The organism is Clavibacter californiensis (assembly GCF_021952865.1).
GTDB lineage: Bacteria > Actinomycetota > Actinomycetes > Actinomycetales > Microbacteriaceae > Clavibacter > Clavibacter californiensis.
The window spans coordinates 865,848-891,893 of the sequence record NZ_CP040792.1 but is presented as its reverse complement, the minus strand read 5'-3'; the positions used below and the strand labels follow the sequence as shown (position 1 = coordinate 891,893).

The window sequence follows — 26,046 nt, the reverse complement described above, 5'->3', positions numbered from 1 at the left end:
TCGACCCGGCCGCGCGCCGCCGCGGAGGCGGGGGTGCGGCGGTCCGCTAGCGTGGGAGGTCCCGCGCGCCTGACGCGGATCCGGGGTACGGCCGCGCATGCGGCATGCGAGGGGGCGGTAGTGGACAGCGGACGTGTGGCTCTGGTCATCGAGGACGACGGCGACATCCGCCAGCTGCTCGAGGTGGTCCTGCGCCAGGGCGGCTTCGAGGTGCACTCCGCCGGCACCGCGACCGATGGCGTGCGGCTGGCCGAGGAGGTCTCCCCCGACGTCATCACGCTCGACGTGGGCCTGCCCGACTTCGACGGCTTCGAGGCCGCGCGCCGCATCCGCCTCGTGAGCGACGCCTACATCGTGATGCTCACGGCGCAGGGCGAGGAGGTCGACACCCTCCTCGGGCTCGAAGCCGGCGCCGACGACTACATCGTGAAGCCGTTCCGCCCGCGCGAGCTCCGCGCCCGCATCTCGGCGATGATGCGCCGACCGCGCGGCGGCGGGGACGTCACGGCGACGCCTGCCGCGGGGATCCCGGCCGCGGCCGACGCCCCGGGCACGGCCGCCGACGCGGACGAGCCGGTGCAGCCCGCCGCCTTCGCCACCACGGACGTCGTCTCGCCCGCGATGCCGACCGAGGCCGCGCCGGACGACGCCGACGTCCTCCGCCACAACGGCCTCGAGCTCGACGAGGGCACCCGCCACGTCACGGTCGACGGCGAGCCCGTCGACCTCACGCGCACCGAGTTCGACCTGCTCGCGTCCATCCTCGCGAGCGGCGGACGCGTGCGCACCAAGGGCGACCTCGTGCGCGACATCCGCAGCGGCTCCTACGCCGTCGCCTCATCCACCGAGCCGGAGGAGCGCGCGGTCGAGGTGCACCTCGGCAACCTGCGCCGGAAGCTGCACGACGACCCGCGCGAGGCGCGGTGGATCCAGACGGTGCGCGGCGTCGGCTACCGGCTCGCGCCGCCGCGCGGCTGAGGCGCCGGGCGCCGCTCTGCGACGGCCATCGGGTGGCTGGGTGGCTGCCGCGGGACCGGTGGGTCCCGCGGCAGCTGCGCCGTGGATCGGGGTCCCCTCGGGTGGGATCCCGCTCCGTTCCTCCGACCGGCCTGTCGCGGGAGCCGGTCGGGCGTGCGCGTCGGCCGTCGGGTCGGCCTCGCGCACGGGTCTAGTCGGGCGGGTGTCCCGCCTCCGCGCGGATCCACGAGCGCATCGCGTCCATGCTCCGCTCGCCCACCTCGCCGAGCTCCGGCAGCATGGCCGCGGCACGGGCGTGGTCGGCGGCGCGGATGGCCCGCTCGAGGTGCGCCGCGACGTCGCTGAGCAGGAGCGCTCCCACCATCGCCGCCGAGCTCTTCACGCTCAGGCACGCGTCGAGCGCGGCCGGGCGGTCGGCGGCGCGGACGGCGACGTCGAGGCGCTCCCAGCGGCTCGGCCACAGGTCGACGAAGAAGCGCAGGAAGTCGACGCAGGCGTGCTGCCCGTCGGTGAGCGCTCCGGGGCACGTCGGCTCCGAGGCGGCAGGGGCGGAGGTGAGGGCGCCGACCGGACGGGGGGATCCGGCCGGCGCCTGCCCGCGACCGGGTGCGGGGGCACCACGGGTCGCGAGGCGGTCGTCCGGACGGGGGGATCCGGACGACGGGGTCCCGCGGCGCGGCTCGGGGTGGCCGCGCGGCGGGGTCACGCCCTCCGGTGCGGGAACACCGAGGGGCGGAGCGGGGGCGTCCGTCGCGGGGACGACGGACAGACGGGCGGGGCCGGGCCCGTCCGACAGCTCGACCAGCAGCTGCTCCAGGACGCGGACGTCGAGGAGCGGGGGGAGCTGCGGGACACGGGCGGCTCGGGCGCTCACGCTCGGCCGCCGACGAGACGATCGGAAGGACCGGGGAGGCCGCCGTCGGGTACCGGCCGCGCATCCGTTGACCCGGTACGGCACCCGGTGCGCGCGGCTCGGGTGCCGCTCGCGGGGTGGTCGTGGGGGATCATCCGGTCCTTCGATCGCTCGTGTCGGACGGGTGGCCCCGCCGTTGCTCGAGCCTGACACCGCCGCATGCCGGATCGGATCAAGGTGGGGACAAGATCAGCTCAAGTCTGCGGCGATGTGGCAGGCCCTATGCGGAGGGGCAGCCGCACCCGCATGGTGGTGCCCCTCCCGACGGCGCTCTCCACCTCGATGGAGCCGTCGTGCGCCTCCACGATCGAGCGCGTGATGCTGAGGCCGAGCCCCACGCCCGCGACCGTGCTCGCGCGCGCGGAGTTGGTGCGGAAGAAGCGCGTGAACAGCTGCGACGTGTCCTCCGCCGACATGCCCACGCCGTCGTCGGTCACGCACAGGCGGAAGTGGTCGCCGTCGATCCCCACCTCCGTGATGACCGTGCCGCCCTCCGGCGTGTACTTCACCGCGTTGCTGAGCAGGTTGTCGAGCACCTGGCCGATGCGCACGGCGTCGACCTCCGCGACCAGCTCCTCGTAGTCCGGCTCGATCAGGGTGACGCCGCTCGCCTGCGCGTGGGGACGGATCACGTCGAGCGCGTTCTCGACGATCTCACCGACGTCGACGAGGTTGCGGTTGACGGCGAGCTTGTGCTGCGCCTCCGTGAGGAGGTCGCCGATGAGGCCGAGGAGGCGCTGCGCGTTGCGCTCGACGATCGCGAGGCGGGCGGCGGTGATCCGGTCGTCGAGGTCGTCCTCCTCGAGGTCGTCGGCGATGAGCTCGACGTAGCCGAGGATCGAGGTCAGCGGCGTCTTCAGCTCGTGCGAGACGCTCGCGACGAAGTCCTCGCGCTCGGTGACGGCGAGCGCGAGCGCCGTGACGTCGGTGCTGACGACGACCGTGCCGAAGATCCGGCCCGAGTCGTCCACGAGCGGGGACAGCGAGGACAGCACGGCCTTCTGCGCCCCGCCGTCGCCGATCCAGTGCACCTCCCGCCCGACGATCTCGCCGGCGCGGGCCCGGGCGACGAGCTGGCGCTCGGGCGGCACGACCGTCACGCGGTCCTCCTCGTAGACGAGGCGGCCGAGCATCGGGTCGTCCGGATCCACGGGGTCGGCGAGCGCCATGAGCTCGCCGGCCGCGCGGTTGTGCAGCATGGGGCGGCCCGTCACGTCGAGCACGATGACCGTGTCGTCGATCGCGTCGAGCACGCCGTCGATGATCGAGTTGCGCTCCCGCAGGTCGCCGAGCGTGCCCGTCAGCTCGCGCTGGATCTCCTCGAGGCGCGTGTGCTGGCGGAACAGCTGCTGCGCGAGGAGGTTGACGGCGACGGCCACGAGGAGCATCACGACGGGGAGGACGACGAGGTGCGACCAGTCGACCGTGCCCTCCGGCAGCCTCCCCGTGCGGAGGTACGGCAGCGCCAGCACCGCCCCCGTGCCGAGGGCGCCGAGCCAGAGCACGTGCAACGCGAACGCGTAGGCGAGCCAGATGACGGGGAAGACGATGAGCAACGAGGTCGACGGCACCTGGTCGGCGATCGCGTCGTGGCAGAGGGCGAGCGCCGCGAAGTCGAGCATGGGCAGCATGGCGACCCACTCGGAGTCGATGCGGTCCCACGGGACGACGGCCGCGGCGATCGTGACCAGCACGGCGATCACCGCGCCCAGCACGAACCGGGGACCCGCGACGGAGGCGAGGTCGCCCGTGCTCGCGGCGAGACCGACCACGGCCAGGCTCAGGATGAAGGGCAGCTGCGCGTGCAGCGGCTTCGAGAGACTCATGCTGCGGAGCACGGCCTGCGCGCGGGTCACAGAATCGCGCCGCACGTCGGAGGGAGCAAGCTCGCCCACGTGACCCCCCGGATGCGGTCACACCGTCCCGCTCATCGATGATAGCCACGAGTGGAGCGACTGCCCCGGGCTGACGTACCCCGTGGTATGAGCCCGTACGATTCCCGGATGGACGACCTCCCGCACGAGCACCGCGTGGAGATCGCGTTCCTCGTCGCCTCGCCGGTGCACCGGCTGGAGGGACGCCCGTCCGACGGTCCGCGGGACGAGCCGGGCGAGCCGCCGTCGCGGGACTCGGTGCGCGTGCGCGCGGGGCTCGGGATCGTCGGCGACCGCTACTTCGCCCAGCGCGCGCACCGCACGGCGGCGGTCACGGTGATGGCCGTCGAGTCCGTGGAGCGCGTGGCGCAGGAGCTCGGCGTCGAGGCGGGGCTGGATCCCGTCGACACGCGCCGCAACGTGCTGCTGCGCGGCGCGGACGTGGACCGGCTGCGCGGCATGCGCTTCAGCATCGACTCGGGTCACGGGCCGGTCGAGTTCCAGGGCCACCGCCCGGCGAACCCGTGCGCGTGGATGGACGTGATGCTCGCCCCCGGCGCCTTCCGCGCGCTCCGCGGCCGCGGCGGGGTGCGCTGCGAGCCGCTCGGCGACGGGATCCTCACGGTCGGCCCGGCCGTGCTCCGCACCGAGCGGCCGCTCGGCGATGGGGACGAGGACGGGGCCGGCGGGGCGCGCCTGTTCTGACGCGCCCCGCCGCCTCGGACGCGGATCCCGCGCATCCGGTCAGTGGACGGGCGTGCCGCCCGTCACCGCGATCGTCTCGCCGCTCGTGAAGCTCGACTCCTGGCTGGCGAGGAACACGTACGTCGCCGCGATCTCGGCCGGCTGGCCCGGGCGGCCGTAGACCGACTGGGATCCGAACTCCTCCACGTCCGAGGCCGACTGGCCGACGGGCTGCAGCACGGTCCAGAACGGGCCGGGCGCGACCGAGTTGACGCGGATCCCCTTCGGCGCGAGCTGCTGCGCGAGCCCCTGCGTGAAGTTCCGGATCGCGCCCTTCGACACGGCGTAGTCGATCTTGTCGGGGCTCGGCTGGTATGCCTGCGACGAGCTCGTCGTGATGATGCTGCCGCCCTTGGGCAGGTGCGGGATCACGGCCTTGCTCAGCCAGAACAGCGAGTAGACGTTGGTCTTCATGGTGCGATCGAGCTGCTCGGAGTCGAGGTCGAGGATGTCGTCCTCGTTGCGCTGGTAGCCGGCGACCATCACCAGGCAGTCGATGCCGCCGAGCGCCGCGACGGACGCCTGGACGATGTCCTGGCACGCGGTCTCGTCGGAGATGTCGCCGGGCACGAGCGCGGCGGTGCGTCCGTCCGCCTCGATGGTGGATGCGGTGTCGCGCGCGTCCTCGAGCTCATCGTCGAGGAAGTTGAGCGCGATGTCGGCGCCCTCGCGCGCGAACGCGATCGCGACCGCCTTGCCGATGCCGGAGTCGGCGCCGGTGATGAGCACCTTGCGGCCCTTCAGGCGGCCGAAGCCGACGTAGCTGCCCTGACCGTGGTCGGGCGTCGGCTCGAACTCCAGCTCGTCGCCGGGGCCCGTCTGCTCCTGCTGCGGGAACGGCGGCGACGGGTACTGCGCGATCGGGTCCTGGATCTCGTACTGGTTGCCGCCGTTGCGGATCTCGCTCATGGGATGCGCCTTCCTTCTCAGGGTCGTGGGGTCGCATCCAGCCTGGCCCGGCGGGCGCGCGGCGTCCGGTGGGGTGGAGGGGGTTGACGGCGCCGCTCTGCGATCGGGGCATGACCGCCCAGCCCGACCTCCCGCTCGTCGAGTTCGCGTTCCCGGGGCCGCAACGCGATCAGCTCGTCGCGGCGATCGTGTCCGGCGAGAAGACCTCCACCAGCTCGCTGCTGATCGGGTACGCGGCCGACGGCGAGGAGCTGCCGGTCGTCGGATCCCGAGGCACCGTCATCGACTCCGCCGGTGAGCCGGTGCTCGTGATCGAGACGACGGCCGTGGAGATCGCGCGGCTGGCCGACGCGCCGCTCGCGCACGCGCTGGACGAGGGCGATGGCTTCACGACCGTCGCCGAGTGGCGCCGGGCACGAGGGGTTCTGGACGTCGCCGGAGGTCGTGGCCGAGCTCCCCGACGGGTTCCGCCTCGACGACGACACCGAGGTCGTGCTGGAGCGCTTCCGGGTGGTGGGCGCGGCGGATCTACCCGCCTAGGGTCGGGTGATGCGCCGCCTCCTCTCCGCCGCCGTCGCGACCGCCGCCCTCGTCGCCCTCTCCGGCTGCGCGGCGGCGGATCCGCGCCCGGCGTCCGCGCCGACCAGCGCCTCCGCCGACGCGGCCGACGCGGCGACGACCGGCGTGCTCGCGGCGGAGACCACCGCGGGCATCACCCTCCCGCCCGTGGGCACGGGCTTCGACTACCAGCTCGGCGGTGCCTCGCCGGAGCCGGCGGGCGCGGGCATCGTCGTCCGCGACAGCACCGACGAGCCCGCGGCGGGCGCGTACGGCATCTGCTACGTCAACGGCTTCCAGACCCAGCCAGGCGAGACCTGGCCCGACGACCTGCTGGTGCAGGGCGACGACGGCCCGCTGGTGGATCCGAACTGGGACGACGAGTCCATCCTCGACACCTCGACCGCCGCGAAGCGCACGGCCGTCGCGGCGCGGCAGGCGACCACGGTCGACCGCTGCGCCGACGCCGGCTTCCAGGCCGTCGAGTTCGACAACCTCGACTCGTGGAACCGGTCCGAGGGCGCCCTCGACGCGGACGACGCGCTGGCACTCGCCACGCTGCTCGTGGATCACGCGCACAGCCGGGGCCTCGCCGTCGCGCAGAAGAACACCACCGACATCGGCTCCCCCGGCCGCGACGAGGCCGGCTTCGACTTCGCCATCGCCGAGGAGTGCGACCGCTGGAAGGAGTGCGCCGACCACACGGCGGTCTACGGGCCGCACGTGCTCGACGTCGAGTACACCGACGACCTGCGCGGCACGGCCGACGAGGTGTGCGCGCGGATCCTGGCGCTGGATCCCGCTCCCCGCGCCATCGTGCGCGACCGCGACCTCGTGCCCGCGAGCGCGGACGGATACGCGTACGCGGCCTGCTGAGCGGGATCGCCCGCCCATGACACGATGCGGGGATGGACGACGACGACCGGCGCGCGGAGATCGCGGAGCTGCGCCGGCGCGTGTTCGGGCCCGATCGCGACCCGCGCGATGCCGCCTCGCTCGCGCGGCTGCGCGAGCTCGAGGGGCGGGACACGGTGCGCCCGGGCGTCGCTGCGGTGGACCCGCGGGACGACGGCTCGGCCGGCCCGTCGGCCGCCGCAGCCCCGGCCGCCGGGCATCCGCGCGGCGACCGACCCGCGGCACGGCGGACACGGGCGCGCACCCGCCTCCGCCCGCGTCTCGCCGCCACCTGGGCCGCCTCCCTCGTGATCGTCGCGGTCGCCGCCGCGGGTGGCACCGCCTGGTGGCTCGGCGACGAGCGCGGCACCGTCGCGATGCTCGCGCTCGAGCCGCCGCCGGTGCCGGACAACGCGACCTACCTCTCGGTGGACACGGGATCCATCGCCCCCGGCTCGCTCTTCGCGCCGTTCCACGGCATCTCGGTCGGACGCGTGCCGAGGGTCGAGTCGATGACAGGTAAGGAGGTGGTCTGCCTGGTGGCGGGCCCCGCGAAGCAGGACGGCTCGGTCGAGGGCCCCGAGGGCTGCGCGACCGGCGCCGTCCCCGCGCGCACCGCGCTCGTCGTCACGGCCGACCAGCCGCAGGAGCTCCGCGACGCGTTCCCCCTGGGCACCACGCTGACGTTCGAGCTGGAGGACGACGGCGAGACGGTCCGGGTGCGGACCGTCGGCGCCTGACGCCCCCTCCCCACTCGCGTCGCGACCTCGGCGTCCCCAGCGCGACGGCCGACGTGCGGCAGCCCAGGCGGATCCGCTAGGTTGTCATCCGTTCGGGGAGCGCACCTATCGGGGTGCCTCGTCTGGTTCGATTTCCGGAGCTCTCCACCATCCGCCGCCATCGCGGCACACGTGCTCATCGCACGCTCGCGGTCGCCTGCGCGTCGGGCATCACGTACGCGACAGGCAGCAGCTCGCCGATCGCGACCATCTCCGGTCCATCCGCACCGGGCACGGCCACGCGGATGCCGGGCTGGAGGTCCAGCATCACCTGGCGGCACCGGCCGCACGGTGGGGCGCTCCCGCGACCCCCGTCGCCCACCGCCGCCATCGCCACGCCGACGCGGCCGCGCGGGCCCCTATGCTCGACGACCGTGCTCTCCTCCCCCTCGCGTCGCGCCCTCGTCCTCGGCGGCACCGGAGCCATCGGCGGCGCGACGGCCGAGCGGCTGGCCCGAGAAGGGTGGTCGGTGGACGTGACGGGTCGCGATCCCGACCTCATGCCCGCCGAGCTCCAGGACCTCGGCGTGCGCTTCCACCCGCTCCACCGCGCCGACGCCCGCGGCATCGAGCGGCTGACCAGCGACGGCGTCGACCTGCTCGTCGACCTCGTCGCGTTCACGGCGGCCGACGTCCAGGCGCTGCTGCCGGTGATGCGGGCGAGCGGATCCGTCGTCGTCGCGTCCTCGCGCGCCGTGTACGTCGACGACGCTGGACGCCACATCAACGGCGACGAGCCGCCGCGCTTCCCCGTGCCGATCCCCGAGGACAACGCGACCCTGCCGCCCGCCGCCGACGGCACCGATCCGTTCACGCGCGAGGGATACGCGCCCTCGAAGGTCGCCGTGGAGCGGGCGGCGCTCGACGGCGGACTGCCGGTCACCGTGATCCGCCCGTCCAAGGTGCACGGCCGGTGGGCGAGGAACGCCCGCACGCGCGCCATCGCCGAGCGGATGCTCGCGGGCGCGGAGACGATCGAGCTCGCCGACCGCGGCGCGTCCGTCGACCACCTCACCGCGGCGGCGAACGCGGCGGCGCTCATCGCGCGGGTCGCGGACGTGCCGGGCGCGCGGATCCTCAACGCCGCCGACCCGGATCCGCTGACGGCCGCCGAGATCGTCGCCGTCATCGCCGACGAGCTCGGCTGGCGCGGACGCATCGTCCCGCTCGAGGCCGGCGTCGACGGCGGCGCGCACCCGTGGGCCGCGGCGCACCCGATCGTGCTCGACACGCGCGCGTCCCTCGAGCTCGACCACGCCCCCGTCGGCCCGGGCGCCGAGCTGCTGCGCGCCGAGGTCGCGTGGATCCGCGACGGGCTGCGCCCGCGCGGCTGACGCTCGCCTCGGCTCCCGGGGAACGCCGCCGCGGCGACTGACGTGGACAGCCCGGCCGCGGGCGCGCCCGCCCCTGCGACCATGCGCTGCATGCCCTCCGTGACCGTGCGCCCCATGACCCCGTCCGAGTTCGCCGAGATGATGGCCGCCGCCGACGAGGACTACGCGGCCCGCCAGGTCGAGGCGGGCCTGTGGCCGGCGGAGGGTGCGCGCGAGCGGTCGGCGGCGGAGACCGCGAAGTGGCTCCCCGACGGGATCCGGACGCTGCGCACCCTGCTCCTGCGCGGGCTCGGTCGTGTCCGTCTGCTCACGAGGAGGTGCCCCGTTCCGCTGCACTCACGACGCTGCCACGACTGAGCGACCAGTACCTAGCCGGCCTCGGTCGAGGATATTCGCGGCGTTCCTCTGATCCGGAGGAGGTCTGCTGTCACGCGTTGCGCTCGATGCCGCCGTCACAGGCGGAGAGCCGGTGGTCCTCCACATGCACCGTCTCGGCATGGTGGCACCAGCGGGGCTGGGGGCTGACGCGCAGAGGCGGTCCGCGGGAAGAAACGCCGAAGCGGTCGTCGCCCCGCGAGGAGGGGCGACGACCGGTTGAGCGCTGGTCCTTCGGGTGCGGCTAGCGCACGACTCCGTCGATCTCGAAGCTGTCGAAGCTGCCAGCGAGGTACGGGTCGGGGAACTGCGACTTGCCGAGGTAGTTGCCGCTGGTGCGGCCGAGGTCCTTCGGAGCGATCGGCATGGCGGTGTTCTGCCCGACCTGCACTCCATTGGCGAAGATCGTTCCCGTCGTCGTGCCGTTCGCGTTCGCCTTGAACGTCACCTTGATGTCGGTCCACTGCCCAGCGTTCATCGTGAAGTTCGTCGGGATCCGTGTCTCCGCTCCATTACCGGAGGTCGTCAGGGCGAGCCCGAGCTTCCCGTCAGTCGACTTCGGCGTGAGGAACACGTACTTCTGGGTGCTGCTGCCGAAGTCGAACAGCCGGCCGAAGGTTGAGATCGAGTCGACCTTCACCCTCATGGAGATGGTCAGGTCCTTTGAGCGCGACAGGATGTCCGCTGGCAGCTGGGCGTACGCGCCGTCGCTTCCATTCAGCCGCAGCACGCCCGCCGTGCCGTCGGTGGCGGTCGCCGCGGCCCCTTTGAGTGCGAGCGCGTTGCCGTTGCCGGAGCTGTCCGGCACAGTGTCATTCGATGATGACCCGAAGGTGTAGGTCACCCAGTCGGCGGGGAGCGGCTGCAGCGCTTGAACGGTCACGGACACCGTGTCAGTGCTTGCGAGGGCACCGTCGCCGGCCCGGAGTGCGAACACGTAGGTGCCGGCGGCACTCACCGACGAAGACGTCCGGCGAGCTGTCGGCGATGCAAAGGTTGCGGTCGCACCGGCAGGGGCGGACTGCACGCTCCACTGCGTCGTCAGGGTTCCGTTCGGCGAACCGAGTCCGTCGTCGGAGGCGGATCCGCTGAGCTGGATCGGATCGAGTCCGAGGGACAGCCCGGTCTGGTCCGGACCGGCATTGACGGTCGGCGCCGCATTCGCGCCTGGGGCGGTCGAGACCAGGTGGACGATGTACGTGCTGCCCGCGGGCGCATCGAACGGTACGCGAATCGGAGCGGGAAGCGTTCCTGCGAGGGACGCGGGGCGGTAGACGTTCACGGTGCGCTGGCGTACGCCGTTCACGATGACCGCGTAGCTGCCCTGGGCGAGCCCGCTGACTTCGGCGATGCCGGAGTGTGCAGTGCCGGTGCGGTTGAGCATATCCAGGCGCAGGTCGGCGCTGTTCGAGCCGACGATCGCCTGCGAGTAGGCGTCGTTTTCAAGATCGACCGACAGCTGCTGAGTGACCAGGTTGAGGCGGCGCTGCAGGCCGTCCTTCGGGATGACGGTGGTGGAGTAGGCATCCCGCGAGACGTCCGCTCCGTATCCGACGACTCCGAAGATCGGGTCGTCGGTGACGACGTCGGCGCTGAGGGTCTGCAGGGTGCCCCACAGTCCGAGATCGCTCTCGCCGGTCATGCCGCGCCAGCCGTTGTTCAGCTTGACGTTCGGGCCTCCGCCGACCCCGAGGGTGCCGAGGTTGCCGCGCTCGGCCTGGTAGGACCACGATGCAGCTCCGATGTTGGCCGGCGCGTTGCTGATCTGGCCGGAGTTGATGGTCGCCAGTCCTGCCACCTTTCCGGCGTAGTTCAGACGCTGCAGCTCGGCGCGGCGCGCGGCGGTGATGGCCGTGGTTCCGGTCTCGAGGGCCGAGGTGTGGTTGATGTAGTCGTCCATCGTGTAGCCGGCAAGGGAGGCGCTGTACTGGAACTGCCACCAGTTCTCGCCCGTGATGGTGGTGGGGTCGGAGTACCAGTACCAGACAGGCATGCGGCCGCGGGCGGCTTCCGTCTTGGCGACGATGTCGCGCATGACGCGCAGTGCGTTCGCCTTGTCGTCGTTCACGTTCAGCTTGGCGAGGGTGTAGACCGCTTCCTCCCCCGTGTTGTCGTAGCTGTACTCGGATCCGTAGGGGTAGGCGTTGGAGGAGAAGTTGGCGTACTTGATCGCCATCTTCGCTTCGATGTCGTTGGCCTGCATGTCCAGTCCCTCGGCGCGCAGTGCGGCGATGAGATCGGGGGTCGAGAGCTCGCCCATGAGTCCGGTCTCCCAGTTGTAGGCGACGGGTCCCTCGTAGAGCTCCTTGAAGATCCCATAGGCCGTCGTCAGGTACCACTGCGCGGGGTGGGCGTAGGTGATGGCTGAGGGGTTCTGCTTGGCGATGTTGTACATGCCGAAGAACGTGTTGTAGACGTGCGGGTAGGCGTAGCCGCGATAGCCGGGTGTGGTGTTCAGACTGCCGGGCTTCCCCTGCTCCCAGAAGTCGTAGACGGTGTACTTCGGTGCGGCGGTGGGCGAGGTGTTGCCCATCAGGTTCTCCCAGACGGCCTTCTGGAGGTAGTCGTCGAGGGCCTTGATCTGGGTGGTGTCGGGCAGGGCGACGAGCTTCTCCGCGAGGAACTGGCCGTGCGGGAGTCCCCAGTCGTCGCCGAGCCCGTAGTAGCCGGCGTATTCGTTGCGGCGGCCCTGAGGGGCGTTCGTCGCGGTGGCGAGGCTGCCGTCGGGGGCGTTCATCATCCAGTCGTCGAAGGTGTAGTTGCGGATGTCGGTTGTTGGGAGCCCGTCGGACGGCTTCCACTGGGTCTTCTCGACCATGAACTTCGCGTGCGTGTCGAGGAGCCCCGCGACACTGTCGATCACGGAGAACTGGAGGACGGATTGCCGTGCGGCGCCGGTCTGGTCCGTGTACGAGACGGTGACGTCGTTGGCGCCCAGCTGCGTGCGGTCGAAGGTCATCCCGTAGATCCGGTAGTCGCCGTTGCTCCGGGAGAACGTCACGACGGGGTTCGTGGGCGCTGCCCCTTTGAGGTCGTTGCGGTTGCGCGCGGTGACCGACGTGATGGTGCCTTTGATCCTGAACGCCATCTCTGCGCGACGGTCGATGGGCACGATGAGGCCGGGGACCACCGTGGTGTCGAGCAGCCCTCGATCGAACATCGTCTGCTTGAGTGCCGCGTCGTCATCGACCTTGCCGATGCGGTAGGTGTAGCTCTTCGTCGCGCCGGGCGCGATGGCGACACTGCTGGAGCCGATGTAGCCGCGGTTGGTCTTCTGGATCGCGGTGGAGTGCGGGTAGTAGATGTTGAGGCCCTTGATGTTCGAGCTCTCGTTCGCCGAGTTCCAGGCCCAGGAGGTATTACCGACTTCCTCGGTGCGCCAGCGGTCCTGATACTCGAATCCGGAGCCGGATGCGGTGTCGGCGGTCATGGCGATGAACGGGCCCTGGCCGCTGGGACGCTCGAGAGTGACGTAGGAGCCGTTCTTGCCCACATAGGAGTGCGTGAGGACGCGGGTCTCGTAGATCGAGTCGCCCTGCTTCCACAGCTCGTTGCCGGGGACGGGGACACCCCAGTCGCCGATGACGAGCTGCGTGGCAGCGGTGTTCTTGACGTCCTGCTTCCAGACCAGGGACCCGTCAGCGGCGAGGGAGTACGTCTCGGTGACGGTGAAGCCCTTGACGCCTTCCGCGTTGGTGGAGTTCTGGTGGGTGACCGTCACACTGCTCGACGTCGCCGAGACGGTGCGGCCGTCGGCCGACTGGGAGGTCCACGCGGTCTTCCAGGGGTTCGCGCCGACACCGGTACTCGACACTGCTCCCGTGCCGTTCGCGTAAGAGAACATCAGGTTCCCGAACCACTGGCGGTACTTGCTGTTGGTCTCGGAGGCCTGCTCCGGAGCGCTGTCCGGGTTCATCAGGTATTCGGTGTCGTGCAGGTCGCCGACGATCTTGAGCGACTGCATCGATCCGTCCGCGGCGAAGCTCGCGCGGATCTTGTCGGAGGCGAGCCTGTAGGGGTAGCTGGTGGCGGCGTCGGCGGTCTGGCCGACCACCACCGATCCTGCTGCGGCGATTACGCTGATCGTGAGTGCCGCGAGCAGCCGGGAGGCTCTGCGTGAGGTGAGGGACATGTTCTGCCTTCTTCATCGAAGTGCGGATACGGTGACCGGTGGCCGCCGCGGAGGAGCGAGGGTCCACCCGAAGGCAGGACCTGGCCCGGGAATCAGGAGTGGTTCACGGCAAGCCAGATGCGCATCGACACGGGACCTCGGGATCCCCATGACCGGTACGGGGAGAGCGCCACGGTCAGCGGCCGCCGGTGCGGGGTTCGAGGGAGTGTGGAGAAGGGCCATTCTTGCTCGTCGCGTTCGGCGATGCTGCCGGCGAGGGTCACCCGCCCACCTCGTGCGATCGGGACCGCTCGGGCGTCCAAGGCGATGTCGTCGACGTGGGCCCCGGCGGGGAGGTCGACGGATTCAAGGCAGAGGATGTCCGGTCCGTGCTGGACGGCGACGGTGCCGCGGGTGGCATCGATCCTCTCGTCGGGCTGCACGATGACGGGTTCGAAGGGGAGGTGGAGTTCGATCCGGTCGCCGACGCGGAAACGCCGTTCGAGGTGGACCGTGCCGTGAAATGGTCCGGTCGGCGTCTCGGCAGCTTCCCCGTCGGCGGAGACGACGACGATGTTCGCGTTCGTCGCCCAGGTCGGGATCCGCAGCGTCAGAGTCCACGGCTCGGCGGGTGTGCGCGTGACGGTGACGGTGACTCTCCCCCGCTCCGGCAGGTCGCTGGAGACCTCGAGCGAGACGTTTCCCTGGAGAAGAGCAGCGAAGATCGTGGCGGACGCATACTGGTGCAGCTGCACACCCTTCGCGTCCGTGCTAGCGAGGTAGCCGGACAGCGTGGCGAAGGTGCGGGCGAGGTTGTTGGGGCAGCAGGCGACGTCGAACCACGCCGCTCGCTGACTGGAGTCCGCGCGCTTGGACTGCTCATCCGGAGAGGACGCGGCGCCCGGCTCGCGCCGGTGGAGGGTGTTCGCGTAGAAGAAGGAGCGGCCGTCCTCGGAGACAGCGGTGGCGATGATGTTGTACAGAGTGCGCTCGATCAGGTCCGCGTAGCGCGGGCGACCGGTAGCGAGCAGCAGCCGCCACGAGAGCATGATCGAGCCGACACCGGCGCAGGTCTCGCAGTACGCGCGGTCGTTGGGCAGCTCGAAGTCGGCGCCGAATGCCTCGTCCTGGTGATGCGAGCCCATTCCACCGGTGATGTAGGTGCGGCGTGCGACTGTGGCCTCCCACTGCCGCTCGACGATCGCGAGCAGCTCGGCGTCGTCAGTGTCCACGGCGACGTCGACCACCGCGGACGTGAGGTAGAGGGCGCGCACCGCGTGTCCGCGCAGGACCTCCGCCTCGCGGATCGGGACGTCGTCCTGGAAGTAGGCGCGTCCGAACTCGATGTCTTCCAGGCTCTGGTGGCCGCGTCGGTTCAGGAACAGGCGGGCCTGCTCGAGGTAGCGTCCCTCCCCCGTTGCGCGGGCGAACTCGATGAGCCCCACCTCGATTTCCGGATGTCCGCAGACTGTCTGGCGGCCGTTCGCCCCGAACTCCGAGCAGATGTGGTCCGCGAGACGGCGCGCAGCCTGCGTGAACTCGTCCTCACCGTGGGTGCGCAGTCGCGCGACCGCGGCCTGGAGGAGGTGTCCGGCGTTGTACAGCTCGTGGCCCCACTCGAGGTCGCTATAACGCTCGGCCTGACCGTGCCGGCCGAAGCGGGTGCCGAGGTAGCCGTCGCTTTCCTGCGCGCTCACGATGCGGGCGGTGAGACCGCGGATGAGCGACTCGGTCTCCGGGTCCTGACGTCCGGCGGTGTGCCAACAGAGCCCTTCAAGGGTCTTGTAGACCTCGGAGTCGGCGAACTCGCGTCCGCGACGGCCTTCGGCGAGTCCGCCCCCGACGGCAAGGTCGAAGTTGCGTAGCCATCCGGCGCGCTCCAGCCAGCCGAGGTTGTGCTCGAAGGTGGCGGTCGCGTTGACGGCGACCCTGCGTCCCCAGAACCCCTCCGGGTCCAGCTGGACCTGATCGATGGCGAGGGGTGTCAGGGTTCCAGCGGTCGGGTCGACGGGCAGAGCTTGGGAGGAGGGCATGACGGATTCCTTCAACAGCGGCGTGGGAGGAGAGGGAGGTGGGCGGCTACTTGACGCTGCCGACGGCGAGGCCCTCACGCAGCAGTCGGAATGACAGCACGTAGACGACCAGCAGCGGCAGCGAGGAGATGACCGCGAGAGCCATCAGCCCGGGCCAGTCGATCCCGTACCCCGACGTCTGCTGCGCGATGAGAGCGCTGATCGGGTAGTTGATCGGAGAGAGGAAGAGGTTGATCGCGAAGAGGAACTCGCCCCAAGCGACAAGGAAGATCAGGGAGCCGACCGTCGCCATGCCGTTTCGGACGATCGGGACGACGACGGCGAAGAAGATGCGCAGCCGACCGGCCCCGTCGATGGAGGCCGCCTCCTCGATGGCGTCGGGCACAGCGGCGAAGAACGGTCGCAGCAGCAGCACGGCCCACGGCAGCAGCATCGCCGTATTCGCGAGGATGAGACCCGCGGTGGTGTCCAGCAGACCAAGCCTGCTGAAGATCGCGAACAGGGGGATGATGCTCGCCGTCTGCGGCACCATCTGCAGAAAGATCAGCAGCCCGAGGACGAGACCGGACACGACGCCGTCGACACGGCGCAGCGCGTAGGCGAACGGGACGCCGAGCGCGAGCACTAGTGCAGTGGTCCCGAGGGCGATCTGCGCCGACTGCGCGAGCGCCGTCGCGAGGGCGGGGTTCGCGAGCACGTCCGCATACGCGTCGAAGGAGGGAGCCGAGAAGATCGCTCCGCCGACCACGTCGCCTTGGCGCTTGACGGAGGTGAGCACGATCCAGACAAGGGGCAGCCCGTACAGGACGTAGAGCACCATGCGGGCGGTGAGGGCGACTGGCTCGCGGGTGCGGGACGGTCGCGCGACGCGGGTCGCAGCGCCGCCTCGCAGACGGGTCAGGGGGGCGGTGAGGGTGCTCATCAGGACTCGCTCCTGGTCGATCGGACGTAGACGACGGCGAGGACCGCCACGATGACGAGGGCGATGATGCCCGTCGCGGATCCCAGTCCGTAGTCGTGCTGGACGAAGGCCTGGGAGTAGCTGAGGTAGGGCAGCGTGGACGTCGCGTCTCCGGGGCCGCCGGCGGTCATCACGTAGATGAAGTCAAAGCTGCGGAAGGCGTAGACGACGGTCAGGATCGCCAGGATGACGGCGGTCGGCCGCGCTGCAGGGATGAGGATGCTCCGGATCTCCTGCCAGCGGCTCGCTCCGTCGACCGAGGCCGCCTCGAGGATCTCGGGGTCGATGCCAAGCAGAGCCGACCGGAAGACCAGCGCGTTGAAGGGGATGACAGCCCAGGCATTCACGATCGCGACCGAGAGCAGCGCGAATCTCGCGTCGTAGAGGAAGGGGACGCCCTCCGCCGAGAGGCCGGTCGCCCGGACGAGCGTATTGACCAGACCCTGATCGGCGAGGAGGAACTTCCAGATGCTGCCGTTCACTACGGGCGGCATGGCCCAGATGAAGACCATCATCCCCAGGAGGAAGGCACTGCCCGGACGGGAGGACCGTAGGGCGATCGCCGCTCCGAGTCCTCCGACGATCCCGACAACCGTGACCAGGACCACGAAGGCCCCGGTGCGCAGCGTGGCGCCGCCGAGGTCGGAGCCCTGGAGCAGCGCGAGGAAGTTCTGGACTCCGACGAACGGCCAGTCCCCGTTGAGAGTTCCGGAGCTGACCTCGCTGACGCTCATCCTCGTCAGCAGGTAGATGGGGTAGAGCGACAGCGCCGCGAGCAGCACCCCTCCGGGTGCGGCAAAGCCCAATCTGCCACCGCCGACGCCGGATCGTCTCCGGGTCGTGGTCGAGGTGCTGCTCACGGTCGCTCCGTTCTCTTGTCAGGATCTGCTACTGCTGGAGCAGCGGCGTCAGGGTCGTCATCAAGTCGTTCGAGAGCTGCTCGGGGCTCCCGCTACCGGCGACCGCCGCGCTCCAGGACTCACCGACGGTCTGCAGCACCTTTGCGACGTTCTCGGACGGGATCGCCGGGTCGGGCGAGGTGTGGCCGTCGTCCTGGAGGATCGCCGCGAACTGGGAGAGGATCGGGTCGCTGCCGACCTTTTCGTCGGCGGCCGCGTCGGCACGGGCGGGGATCGAGCCGAAGGCGTCGAGCAGCGTCAGCTGCCCCTGCTTCGAGAAGAACTCCTGCTCGAGGTACTCCTGTGCGAGCGCCTTGTTCTCGGAGAAGGCGCCCACGTTCTGCACCTCACCGCCCAGGTAGACCGAGCCGCCGTCACCGACGGGGATCGGCACGACCCCGTACTCGAACGCGGCGTCCTTCTCGGCCGAGGTGATCTGCCAGTTGCCGTTGACGGCGAAGGCCGTGTTCCCCGCGGCAAACTGCTGGAAGGGGACCGTCTGGTCCCACGTCGCCGCCTCCTTGGTCAGGTAGCCCTTCGAGGTCCAGTCCTGCACCATCGCGAACGCGTCCTGCAGAGGCTGCTGCTCGGGTGCGGCGTAGTCCCACCCGGCACGCGAGAGCCACGGGAACGCTTGCCACTCGCCCTCGGAGTTTGCCTTACCGGTCAGCGTGATGCCGTCCTTCCCGGCGGCCGTAGCCAAGGCGAGATCCGCCTCGAGCTCCTCGAACGTGGTGGGAGCGTCGACACCCAGCTCGGTGAGGATGTCCTGGTTGTACCAGAGGCCGATCAGGTTCACGAAGCCCTGCACGCCCATGACGTCGTCGCCGACCTTCTGCACGACGGCGTCGGGGAACTGCCCGGCGTCGGCGTACTGGTCCCACCACTCATTCATCGGCTCGATGGCCTTCGCTTCGGTGAGGGTGTACGTGTCGGCGGCGTTGTAGACGACCACATCGGGGCCGGTGCCCGTTCCCGCGGCCTGCACGAGCTTGTTCGTCAGCTGGTCGAACGGAACGTAGACGTTCTCGACTGCAACCCCCTCGTGCGTCGACTCGAAGTCCGATGCGAGCTCCTCGAGTCCGGCAGTCTGGCCGTCGACGGAGTAGTAGTGCCAGACGGTCAGGGTGTCGCCGCCGTTCCCGGCCGAGGCGCCTCCTGCGGACGACGGCGTGCAGCCGCTGAGGAGGAGGGCCGCAGTGGCGGCTGTGGCCGCTGCGACGATGCTGATCCGGGTGCTGTGACGCCTCACGACGTGCCTCGCTTTCACTGTCTTCGTTGACTCGGCCACCTGTCGCAGGCATTTCATCGATGAAATCGAGGACCGCTGTCGGATAGTAAAGCCGCTGAGCCAGCCTCGTCAACACTCAATGTCTTCTCCGTCGTATCGCGGTGTGGCGGTCGAGCGTGCATACTGGCCGCACCAGTTCATCGATGAAACGGAATGGCCATGACCACGCACCCCGTCCACCATGCGCACGGCGTCGTGCACCCCGCCTTCACGGTCGGGACGATCGATCCGCGGCTCTTCGGATCGTTCGTGGAGCACTTGGGCCGGGGCGTGTACGGCGGCCTGCTCGATCCTTCGCACGAGAGTGCCGACGCCGAGGGATTCCGCACCGATGTCCTCGCGCTCGTCGAGGAGCTCGGGGTCACGACCGTCCGCTACCCGGGCGGTAATTTCGTCTCGGCTTACGACTGGCGCGACGGCATCGGCCCGGTCGAGGACCGTCCCGTCCGGCTCGATCCGGCCTGGCACACCGTCGAGCCGAACCGCTTCGGGATCGACGAGTTCGTCCGCTGGTGCCGGGCGGCGCGCGTTGAGCCGATGATGGCGCTCAACCTCGGGACCGATGGAATCCGCTCGGCCCTGCACCTGCTGGAGTACGCGAACCACCCCGGCGGCACCACTCTCTCGAACGAGCGGCGCGCGAACGGCGCCGACGAGGCGCACGGCATCCGTCTCTGGTGCATCGGCAACGAGATGGACGGGCCGTGGCAGATCGGCCACCTGAGCGCCGGCGAGTACGGGCGTCTCGCCGCCCGGACCGCCGCTGCCATGCGCGCACTCGACCCCGACCTCGAACTGATCGTCTGCGGCAGCTCGAACGATCGGATGGCCACCTTCGGAGCCTGGGAGCAGGAGGTGCTGCTGCACACGATCGAGCACGTCGACTTCGTGTCGTGCCACCAGTACTTCCGCTACGACGGCGACCTTCCCGCGTTCCTCGCCTCCGGCGTCGCGATGGACCGCTTCATATCCGCCATCGCAGACACGATCGGACAGGTGCGAGCACAGACGCGATCAGAGCGTCCGATCGCCATCTCCTTCGACGAGTGGAACGTGTGGGACTTCGTCGCACACGACGAGCGCGTCACCAGAGGGCTCGAGTGGGAGGAGGCGCCCCGGCTCCTCGAGGACCGCTACACGGCAGCGGACGCCGTCGTCGTGGGCGACATGCTCATCAGCATGATCAACAGAGCGGATATCGTCCGTGCGGCGAGCATGGCTCAGCTGGTGAACGTCATTGGTCCGATCATGACCGAGCCGGACGGCCCCGCTTGGCGGCAGAGCACCTTCTGGCCGTTCGCCCAGGCACGGCGCTCCGCCGGCGCAACCGCGCTCCGGACCGTCGTCGAGGCGGACAGAATGGGAGAGAACGAGGACTCCGCTCCCATCCTCGCCTTCGCGGCAGCGGCGCACGTCGACGGATCCCTCGACCTGATGATCGTCAACCGCGCGACCGACGGCGTCACGGCGACCACGGTCGACCTCACCGCGTTCCCCGCCCTCACCGTGACGGAGGCGCTGATCCTCCGACACGAGAACCCGTTCGCGACGAACTCGGCGGAGCTCCCCCATACCGTCACTCCGCAGCTCCTCGCCGTCGCGTTGTCCGACGGCGTCCTCTCGTTCCAGATCCCCGCCATCGCCTGGGTGATCGTGCGCCTCTCGCCGACCGTCGACGTGGGATGATCGGGAAACGCTCATGGGAGGGGTGATGCCGATGCCGCGGTCACGAACTCGCCCGGTGACCATGGCCGATGTTGGCGCTGCCTCCGGTGTCACCGCTCGCACGGTCTCCAACGTGCTCAGCGGTAACGCCAACGTCAGACCCGAGACCCGCGATCTCGTCCTCAAGGCGGTCCGCGATCTCGGGTACCAGCTCAACGTCTCCGCCCGCGGACTACGGACCGGCCAGACCGGGCTCATCACCCTCGCGATCCCGGATCTCGCAATCGAGTACTTCGGCCAGCTCGCGACGGGCATCATGTCGGAGGCCGAGCGGCACGGCTGGACCGTGATCATCCAGCAGACCGGAGCGCGCCGGGACGCCGAGATCGCCGTCCTCTCCGGCTCCAGCCGTCAACTGTCCGACGGACTGATCTTCCAGCCCCACGCCCTCGGCCCCGGAGACGAGAAAGTACTCGTCGGCGACCGACCACTCGTTCTCCTGGGCGACAGGATCTTCGACGGCCCGGTCGATCACGTGACCATGGCGAACACCGCCGCCGCGGCCACTGCCACGCAGTACCTGATCGACCGCCAACACCGGCGCATCGCCGCGATCGGCAGCAACCCGGCCGGCGGATCCGTCAGCGCCGCTGCACTCCGCTTGGACGGGTACCGCGGCGCCCTCAAGGCGAACGCGATCCCGTTCGACCCCGCCCTCGTCGCGGTCGCCACAGAGTGGCACCAAGCCGACGGTGCCGTCGCGATGACCCAGCTGCTCGACTCCCGAGTCCCTCTGGACGCTGTCTTCTGCTTCAACGACACCCTGGCCTTCGGAGCACTTCACGCATTGCACGTCCGCGGCATCCGCGTACCGGAGGACATCGCAGTTGTCGGCTTCGACAACGTCACCGCCGCCGCGTACGCGATACCCGCCCTCACCACGATCGATCCCGGCAGCCGCCAGATCGCCAAGACGGCAGTCGACCTCCTCGCCCAACGCATCAGAAACGGCCCACCGACGCACCCGAGCGAGATCGTCGTCGAGCACTCGCTCATCTCCCGTCGCAGCGCGTAGGCACACGCACGTGCGTCAGCCACCAACTACTCCACGCTCGAGGACCCATCCTCCAGCGCCCTCCGCTCGGCTTGCCACACCCACTTACCCGTACCTCCGGCACGTTGATCCAGCGCGGCGACGGGTCGAGTGACGTCGCGAACGGACCCGTGTGGGAGAACAGCACCTCCATATGCAGGTCAGGTTGGTAGATCTAGTAGTCGTTCAGACCCGCAGGATCCGTGCGAACCTCCTCCCACATCCGCTAAGGCACTTCGTTGCATGTCTACGCCTCGGCACTCCCCCACCACGCCGCTGCCCACCTCTCGCCGCCGTTACGAGCTATGGCCGTCGCGCAGCGCAGGTAGGAGGGCAGAGGGAACTTCCGGACCCACTCATCGACCGACAGCGTTGGTCCGACGAACGACGGCCGCCGGGGATCCCCCGGTGGCCGCCGTCGTCAGCGCTGTGCGCTCAGCAGCTGCGTGCCGTGTAACTGGTTGTCGTAGCCGTGGTGACGGGCGCACCGTTCACTGTCGCCGTCGCAGTGACCGTCGCAGTGCCCGCGGGTATAGACGTTGCGCGTGTCGTGTAGGCGTGGGTCACGGTCTTGCCTGGAACCACGCTCGCGAAGGCCTTCGAGCCGAACGGCGAGCCGATGGTCAGGTCCGTCGGGACCATTGCATCATTGCGTGCTGTCACGGTCAGGACGACCTTGCCAGAGACGCAACGAGACGAAGTCGACGCCTTGGTCGCCAGGGCTGGCGCGCTCTCCTTCACTATCAGCAGCTTGTACGTCGCCGTGGTCGTGTGGTCCTGGGCGGAGGAGGTGATCATGACGGTCGTGGATCCCGTCGTCGCCAGGCGCACGGTCCTGCGTTCGGCATCGTCGATCAGCACGCCATCGACGCGGACCAGTCCGCTCGCGACCGCCGGATCGATGTCGAGCGAGACACTCGTGGTCGAGGTCGGAACTGTGAGGGTGTGGTCCCGCACACCCGTTGCCAAGGCTGGCGCGAGGGTCCCGACATCCGATGTCAGCTTCGTGAGCTCGGCGTTCGTCCCGAACGAGGTGGACTCGGAGGTGTAGACCCCGAAGACACCGCCGACGTTGCTCGTGGTGCCGTTCCCCTGGAAGCGCACGGTCACGACCGGTACCTTCTGGCCCTTCGCATCGAGCACGTAGTTCCCGGCCTGGTCGCGCTTGTAGCTGTCCTTCGCGACGATCCCGTCGAGGACCGCCTTCGGGATCTCGTCGTACTGGATGTACCACTTCGTCGATCCGGCCGCACCCGAGACCACCTCGGTCTTGAGCTTCACGTCGTTGAGGTAGACATCGAAGGTGCGCCCCGCATCCCCGCCGTAGTAGCGGACGCCAAGGTAGTTCTTCGCCAGCGTCGGGTCGACGATCATGTCGTACTGGAAGTAGGCCTCCGGGGAACGCTCCCCGTCACGGTAGCCCTCTCCCTGCCAGGTGCCCACACTGGATCTGTTGGACTTGTAGTTCTTGTCGGCCTCGCTGTTGTTGTTGTCGAACGAGGTCAGCGAGTCGATCGTCGTCTCGTCGGTGCGCAGCTGCTGCTTCTCCTTGAGGATCAGAGCCTGCGCTTCCGGGGAGTCGGGAGCGATCAACGTGAGGTACGTCGCGTAACGCGCGTCGTGGAGGCTGTAGTAGGGCTCGAAGACGCGGGCTGCCGAGGCGGTGTCGACGTTCTTCATGCCGAACCGGATCGTCTGCGCCCCGTTGTTGTTGGTGCCGTTGGGCAGTCGCACCATGTTGTCGCGGATCCCGGATTTCCAGGCGGCCGCGTCGGCGACGGTCACGCTCGAGTTCACCGACTTGTCGGCGACGCTCATCTGGACGAGCACGCCAGCGGGGTAGGACGCCTCGACGTTGTTCCGGTTCAGCTCGGTCGCGAGCAGTACAGGCCCGTACTTGAAGGCTGCGAAGTTCGCGTTCTCGGTCTCGGCCGAGACGGTCACCTTCGCCGGGAGCTTCCAGGAGAGGGTGTCTCCCGCGGCGACCGGGACGACGACGTAACCGCCCTCAGTGAGGGAGGCGATGCTGCGTGCAGCGCCGTTGACCGTGAGGGTCGGAGTTCCGTCGACCCATGACGGGATGCGCAGGCGCACCGTCGTGCCGTCGGCGACCGCGCCCCCGTCGAGAGCCGCGATCGTGTAGCTCGCCGTGTCGGAGTTGGGTATGTCGGCCGTCTGCGTGAGCTTCATGTTCGCCGCCGGCGACTTGAGCACCGATGACCGGAAGAGATTCACGTAGACCGTGCGCTCGCCTTCGAAGTAGATCGAGTCGCCGAGCTTGGTGAAGCTCTCGATGCCTGATCCGTGGTCGCACCAGAACTCGTCTTGCTCCTTGCCGAAGACCTTGGCGTAGCCGGCGGTCTGCGGCTGGAAGTAGGTGACCATGCCGGTGTCGGGGTTCTGTGAGGCGAGGATTCCGTTGATGTAGGCGTCCTCGTAGAAGTCGGCGTACTTCACGTCCTTCGTCACCTCGAACAGCCCTCTGGCGAGCTTGAGCATGTTGTAGATGTTGCAGCCCTCGGACGTCGAGTTCTCGCCGTAGCCGCTGGTCCGACCGCTCGTCGCGTACTCGTAGAGCGTGCCCGCGGCGTGGAAGTGCTCGGACTCGCTGTTCCCGCCGTTGGCATAGGTGTGCGTCTCGTCCACCATGCGGAAGAAGTTCTCCGCGGCGCGGCGGTACATCCCGAGGTCCGCCTTCTCGCCGTCTGTCAGCGTGGCATAGAGGGTGGGGTTGTCCGTGAAGACCGTGTAGCGCTTGAGCGCGCCGATCAGCTTGGGGATCGTCGTGTTCGCGTGCAGGCCATTGAGCACGTCCTCATTGTTCGCCAGACGCTCAAGGAGGGCTTTCTCGTCGAAGTACTCGGCTGCGCGCTTGTGCTCGGGCTTCTCCGTGATCTCGAAGAGCTTGTAGAGCGCCTCGTTCATTCCGCCGTACTCGGTGCGCAGGAGCAGCGTCGGGTCGGCCTGGCGGCCACCCCAGTTGCGGATCCAGGTACCGAAACCGTCGGCGACGGAGAGGGCCGTGGCGGACACCTCACGGGGCGCGTACTTCTGCGCGTCGAGCAGACCCGCGAGCACCTTGTGCAGGTTGTAGAACGGCACGAGCAGTCCGTCGGCTCCAGAGGGGAGGTAGGAGACGGGGAACGGCGAGACGTACCCTGCGTTGGTCGGATCCTTCAGTGCATAGGCATCCTGGACCTTCTTCAGGCCGTTGACGGAAGCAGTGAGCTTGGAGAGGAGCGCAGCCTTCGTGGTCGGGTCCTCTGCCGTGGCGGACGCCTGCGAGAGCGCGGAGATGAAGTGGCCGAAGAAGTGGCCCTGGAAGCGGACGTTGGTGTCGCGCTCCCACCCGCCGTAGCCGGCCGACGTCGTGGGAGCGAGGCCGGCCTCTTCGTAGAAGGAGTGCAGGAAGCGCTCGGGATCCAGACTGAGCAGGTACTCGACAGTCTGCTTCTCACCGTTCTCCAGGTAAGGGTCCTCGACGTCGACGTCGGCCAGCCCGGCTTCGATCAGGTAGATCGAGCTCTCGAGGCCCTCAGGGAGGACCTGCACGGTGAAGGTCCGTGCCACCGGCGCGCTGCCGCCGTAGCTCGCTGAGCCGGTGAGGGTCACGGAGGTGGGGGTGGTGCCGGTGGGAGGGGTGACGACCGCGTTGCCGCCGTCGATCGCGATCCGGTCGGGGTCGGATGAGGTCCATCCGATCGTGGAACCCTTGGCTCCGGTTGTCGGCACCGGGAAGTCCAGGACGGTACTCGACGGCACCGCGGCCGCGTCGAGGTCGCTCTTCGCCACTGCGGCCGCGTCGAAGGAGGGGTTCCCTGCCTTGGTGAGGGACACGACGTCGGTCGTGGTCGCGACACCGTCGTAGAGAACGTATTCGTCGAGGAGTCCTCGGAGGTGCGCGCCGTTGTACTGCGGACCGTTGAAGCCGATGGTCTTGGTCGACGTGGCCTCGGAGCCGAGGATGCCCGAGGCTGCGGCGGAGGGAGCGGTCTTGACCGCCGAGCTCTGCTTCACGCCGTTGCGGTAGAACGCGACCTGCTTGGTGGCCTTGTCATAAGTGGCGACGACGTGGGTCCAGGTGTTCGTCGGGAAGAAGGAGGCGCGAGAGGACTCGACTGCGACCTTGTATGGCTGACTGCTCGAGGGTCCGATCGATAGCGCGAGCGGCGTGCCATCGCCCTCCGAGGTGAGGTACCACCCCTCGGAGTTGTACGCCGTCTTATTCCATGTGAAGACCTGCTCGCCGGTCATCGCGACGCTCGGGTTGAACCAGAACGAGACGGTCAGGTCGGCGGGCTGGAGGGATGCAGAGGTGCCGAGACTTACGGCGTTGGAGCCGTCGAATGCGAAGGCCTGACCCGAGATGCCAGCCGCGTATGCCGCCGCGCCCTTCTGCATGCTGGTGGGAGTGCTGCGGCCGCTGGTGTCGTTGAGGGACCCGTCAAAGGACAGCTCAAGCGCCTTCCTCCCGTCAAGCGAGGTATTCGGCGCGGCGTTCGCCGGCGCGCCGACCGACAGAAGTCCTGCGGTGAGCGCCATCACCACCGCAACTGCCATCGGTGTAGGTCGTCTTGTCGTCATCAGTGGCGCCTCTCATCATTGAGTTCACCGTCCCGGGGCCGCTCTAGGCAC

18 protein-coding genes and 1 pseudogene are annotated in these 26,046 nt (G+C 69.4%); 9 read left to right on the top strand and 10 right to left on the bottom strand.

The window, feature by feature from the left end; translation table 11 throughout:
* The first annotated feature begins 120 nt into the window (after positions 1 to 120).
* A complete protein-coding gene (locus tag FGD68_RS04470) occupies positions 121 to 978 on the top strand; it encodes a response regulator transcription factor (protein WP_104235917.1) in 858 nt (285 codons plus the stop codon).
* Positions 979 to 1,168: 190 nt separating this feature from the next.
* Here FGD68_RS04470 and FGD68_RS04465 read toward each other — a convergent pair whose 3' ends face one another.
* Entirely contained in the window at positions 1,169 to 1,852 is a 684-nt protein-coding gene (locus FGD68_RS04465; RefSeq protein ID WP_237609829.1) for an Hpt domain-containing protein, read from the bottom strand.
* A gap of 233 nt (positions 1,853 to 2,085) precedes the next feature.
* Positions 2,086 to 3,717: a sensor histidine kinase gene (locus FGD68_RS04460; protein ID WP_237609828.1), complete on the bottom strand. Its 1,632-nt coding sequence runs from the start codon at positions 3,715 to 3,717 to the stop codon at positions 2,086 to 2,088.
* Between the two features lie 177 nt (positions 3,718 to 3,894).
* On the opposite strand from FGD68_RS04460, the gene FGD68_RS04455 reads away from it, so the two are divergent.
* Positions 3,895 to 4,470 (top strand): MOSC domain-containing protein, encoded by a 576-nt coding sequence (locus FGD68_RS04455; RefSeq protein ID WP_104235914.1) that lies wholly within the window; start codon positions 3,895 to 3,897, stop codon positions 4,468 to 4,470.
* A gap of 39 nt (positions 4,471 to 4,509) precedes the next feature.
* Here the strand turns inward: FGD68_RS04455 and FGD68_RS04450 are convergent, their stop codons facing one another.
* Positions 4,510 to 5,418, bottom strand: coding sequence for an SDR family oxidoreductase (locus FGD68_RS04450; protein WP_119373239.1), 909 nt, complete (start codon positions 5,416 to 5,418; stop codon positions 4,510 to 4,512).
* Between the two features lie 110 nt (positions 5,419 to 5,528).
* Between FGD68_RS04450 and FGD68_RS15545 the strand changes: the two are divergent.
* The 3 genes and pseudogenes from FGD68_RS15545 to FGD68_RS04435 all read left to right on the top strand — a co-directional run.
* Positions 5,529 to 5,774 (top strand): annotated as a pseudogene (locus tag FGD68_RS15545) (ASCH domain-containing protein); the annotation flags it as partial.
* 193 nt (positions 5,775 to 5,967) lie between these two features.
* Complete coding sequence (locus FGD68_RS04440; protein ID WP_119373238.1) at positions 5,968 to 6,852, top strand: endo alpha-1,4 polygalactosaminidase; 885 nt, start codon at positions 5,968 to 5,970, stop codon at positions 6,850 to 6,852.
* 32 nt (positions 6,853 to 6,884) lie between these two features.
* Positions 6,885 to 7,610, top strand: coding sequence for a hypothetical protein (locus tag FGD68_RS04435; protein WP_237609827.1), 726 nt, complete (start codon positions 6,885 to 6,887; stop codon positions 7,608 to 7,610).
* A gap of 175 nt (positions 7,611 to 7,785) precedes the next feature.
* Here FGD68_RS04435 and FGD68_RS15500 read toward each other — a convergent pair whose 3' ends face one another.
* Positions 7,786 to 7,917 (bottom strand): cytidine/deoxycytidylate deaminase family protein, encoded by a 132-nt coding sequence (locus tag FGD68_RS15500; protein ID WP_259336165.1) that lies wholly within the window; start codon positions 7,915 to 7,917, stop codon positions 7,786 to 7,788.
* Between the two features lie 106 nt (positions 7,918 to 8,023).
* On the opposite strand from FGD68_RS15500, the gene FGD68_RS04430 reads away from it, so the two are divergent.
* Both FGD68_RS04430 and FGD68_RS04425 read left to right on the top strand, forming a co-directional pair.
* Positions 8,024 to 8,983 carry an NAD-dependent epimerase/dehydratase family protein gene (locus FGD68_RS04430; RefSeq protein WP_237609826.1) on the top strand — a complete coding sequence of 320 codons (960 nt, stop codon included), beginning with the start codon at positions 8,024 to 8,026 and terminating at the stop codon, positions 8,981 to 8,983.
* A gap of 90 nt (positions 8,984 to 9,073) precedes the next feature.
* The gene (locus FGD68_RS04425; RefSeq protein WP_237609825.1) at positions 9,074 to 9,340 is read left to right on the top strand and encodes a hypothetical protein; all 267 of its coding nucleotides are present in this window, start codon (positions 9,074 to 9,076) and stop codon (positions 9,338 to 9,340) included.
* Positions 9,341 to 9,602: 262 nt separating this feature from the next.
* Here the strand turns inward: FGD68_RS04425 and FGD68_RS04420 are convergent, their stop codons facing one another.
* The 5 genes from FGD68_RS04420 to FGD68_RS04400 form a co-directional block, all read right to left on the bottom strand.
* Positions 9,603 to 13,490, bottom strand: coding sequence for a DUF5695 domain-containing protein (locus FGD68_RS04420; RefSeq protein ID WP_147361595.1), 3,888 nt, complete (start codon positions 13,488 to 13,490; stop codon positions 9,603 to 9,605).
* A gap of 92 nt (positions 13,491 to 13,582) precedes the next feature.
* Positions 13,583 to 15,502 (bottom strand): glycoside hydrolase family 127 protein, encoded by a 1,920-nt coding sequence (locus tag FGD68_RS04415; protein ID WP_119372277.1) that lies wholly within the window; start codon positions 15,500 to 15,502, stop codon positions 13,583 to 13,585.
* Positions 15,503 to 15,548: 46 nt separating this feature from the next.
* Positions 15,549 to 16,424, bottom strand: coding sequence for a carbohydrate ABC transporter permease (locus tag FGD68_RS04410; protein WP_104235906.1), 876 nt, complete (start codon positions 16,422 to 16,424; stop codon positions 15,549 to 15,551).
* On the bottom strand, positions 16,424 to 17,323 hold the full coding sequence (locus tag FGD68_RS04405; protein WP_147361594.1) for a carbohydrate ABC transporter permease: 900 nt from the start codon (positions 17,321 to 17,323) through the stop codon (positions 16,424 to 16,426). The genes FGD68_RS04410 and FGD68_RS04405 overlap by 1 nt, the downstream gene beginning before the upstream one ends.
* 28 nt (positions 17,324 to 17,351) lie before the next feature.
* Entirely contained in the window at positions 17,352 to 18,614 is a 1,263-nt protein-coding gene (locus FGD68_RS04400) for a sugar ABC transporter substrate-binding protein (RefSeq protein ID WP_182480871.1), read from the bottom strand.
* 198 nt (positions 18,615 to 18,812) lie between these two features.
* On the opposite strand from FGD68_RS04400, the gene arfA reads away from it, so the two are divergent.
* Together arfA and FGD68_RS04390 are read left to right on the top strand one after the other, a co-directional pair.
* Complete coding sequence (arfA, locus tag FGD68_RS04395) at positions 18,813 to 20,339, top strand: arabinosylfuranosidase ArfA (protein WP_119372279.1); 1,527 nt, start codon at positions 18,813 to 18,815, stop codon at positions 20,337 to 20,339.
* Positions 20,340 to 20,352: 13 nt separating this feature from the next.
* The gene (locus FGD68_RS04390) at positions 20,353 to 21,393 is read left to right on the top strand and encodes a LacI family DNA-binding transcriptional regulator (RefSeq protein WP_315850982.1); all 1,041 of its coding nucleotides are present in this window, start codon (positions 20,353 to 20,355) and stop codon (positions 21,391 to 21,393) included.
* 453 nt (positions 21,394 to 21,846) lie between these two features.
* On the opposite strand, the gene FGD68_RS04385 is transcribed toward FGD68_RS04390, so the two are convergent.
* Positions 21,847 to 25,995, bottom strand: a complete 4,149-nt coding sequence (locus tag FGD68_RS04385; protein ID WP_119372275.1) for a beta-L-arabinofuranosidase domain-containing protein — start codon at positions 25,993 to 25,995, stop codon at positions 21,847 to 21,849.
* Positions 25,996 to 26,046 lie beyond the last annotated feature (51 nt).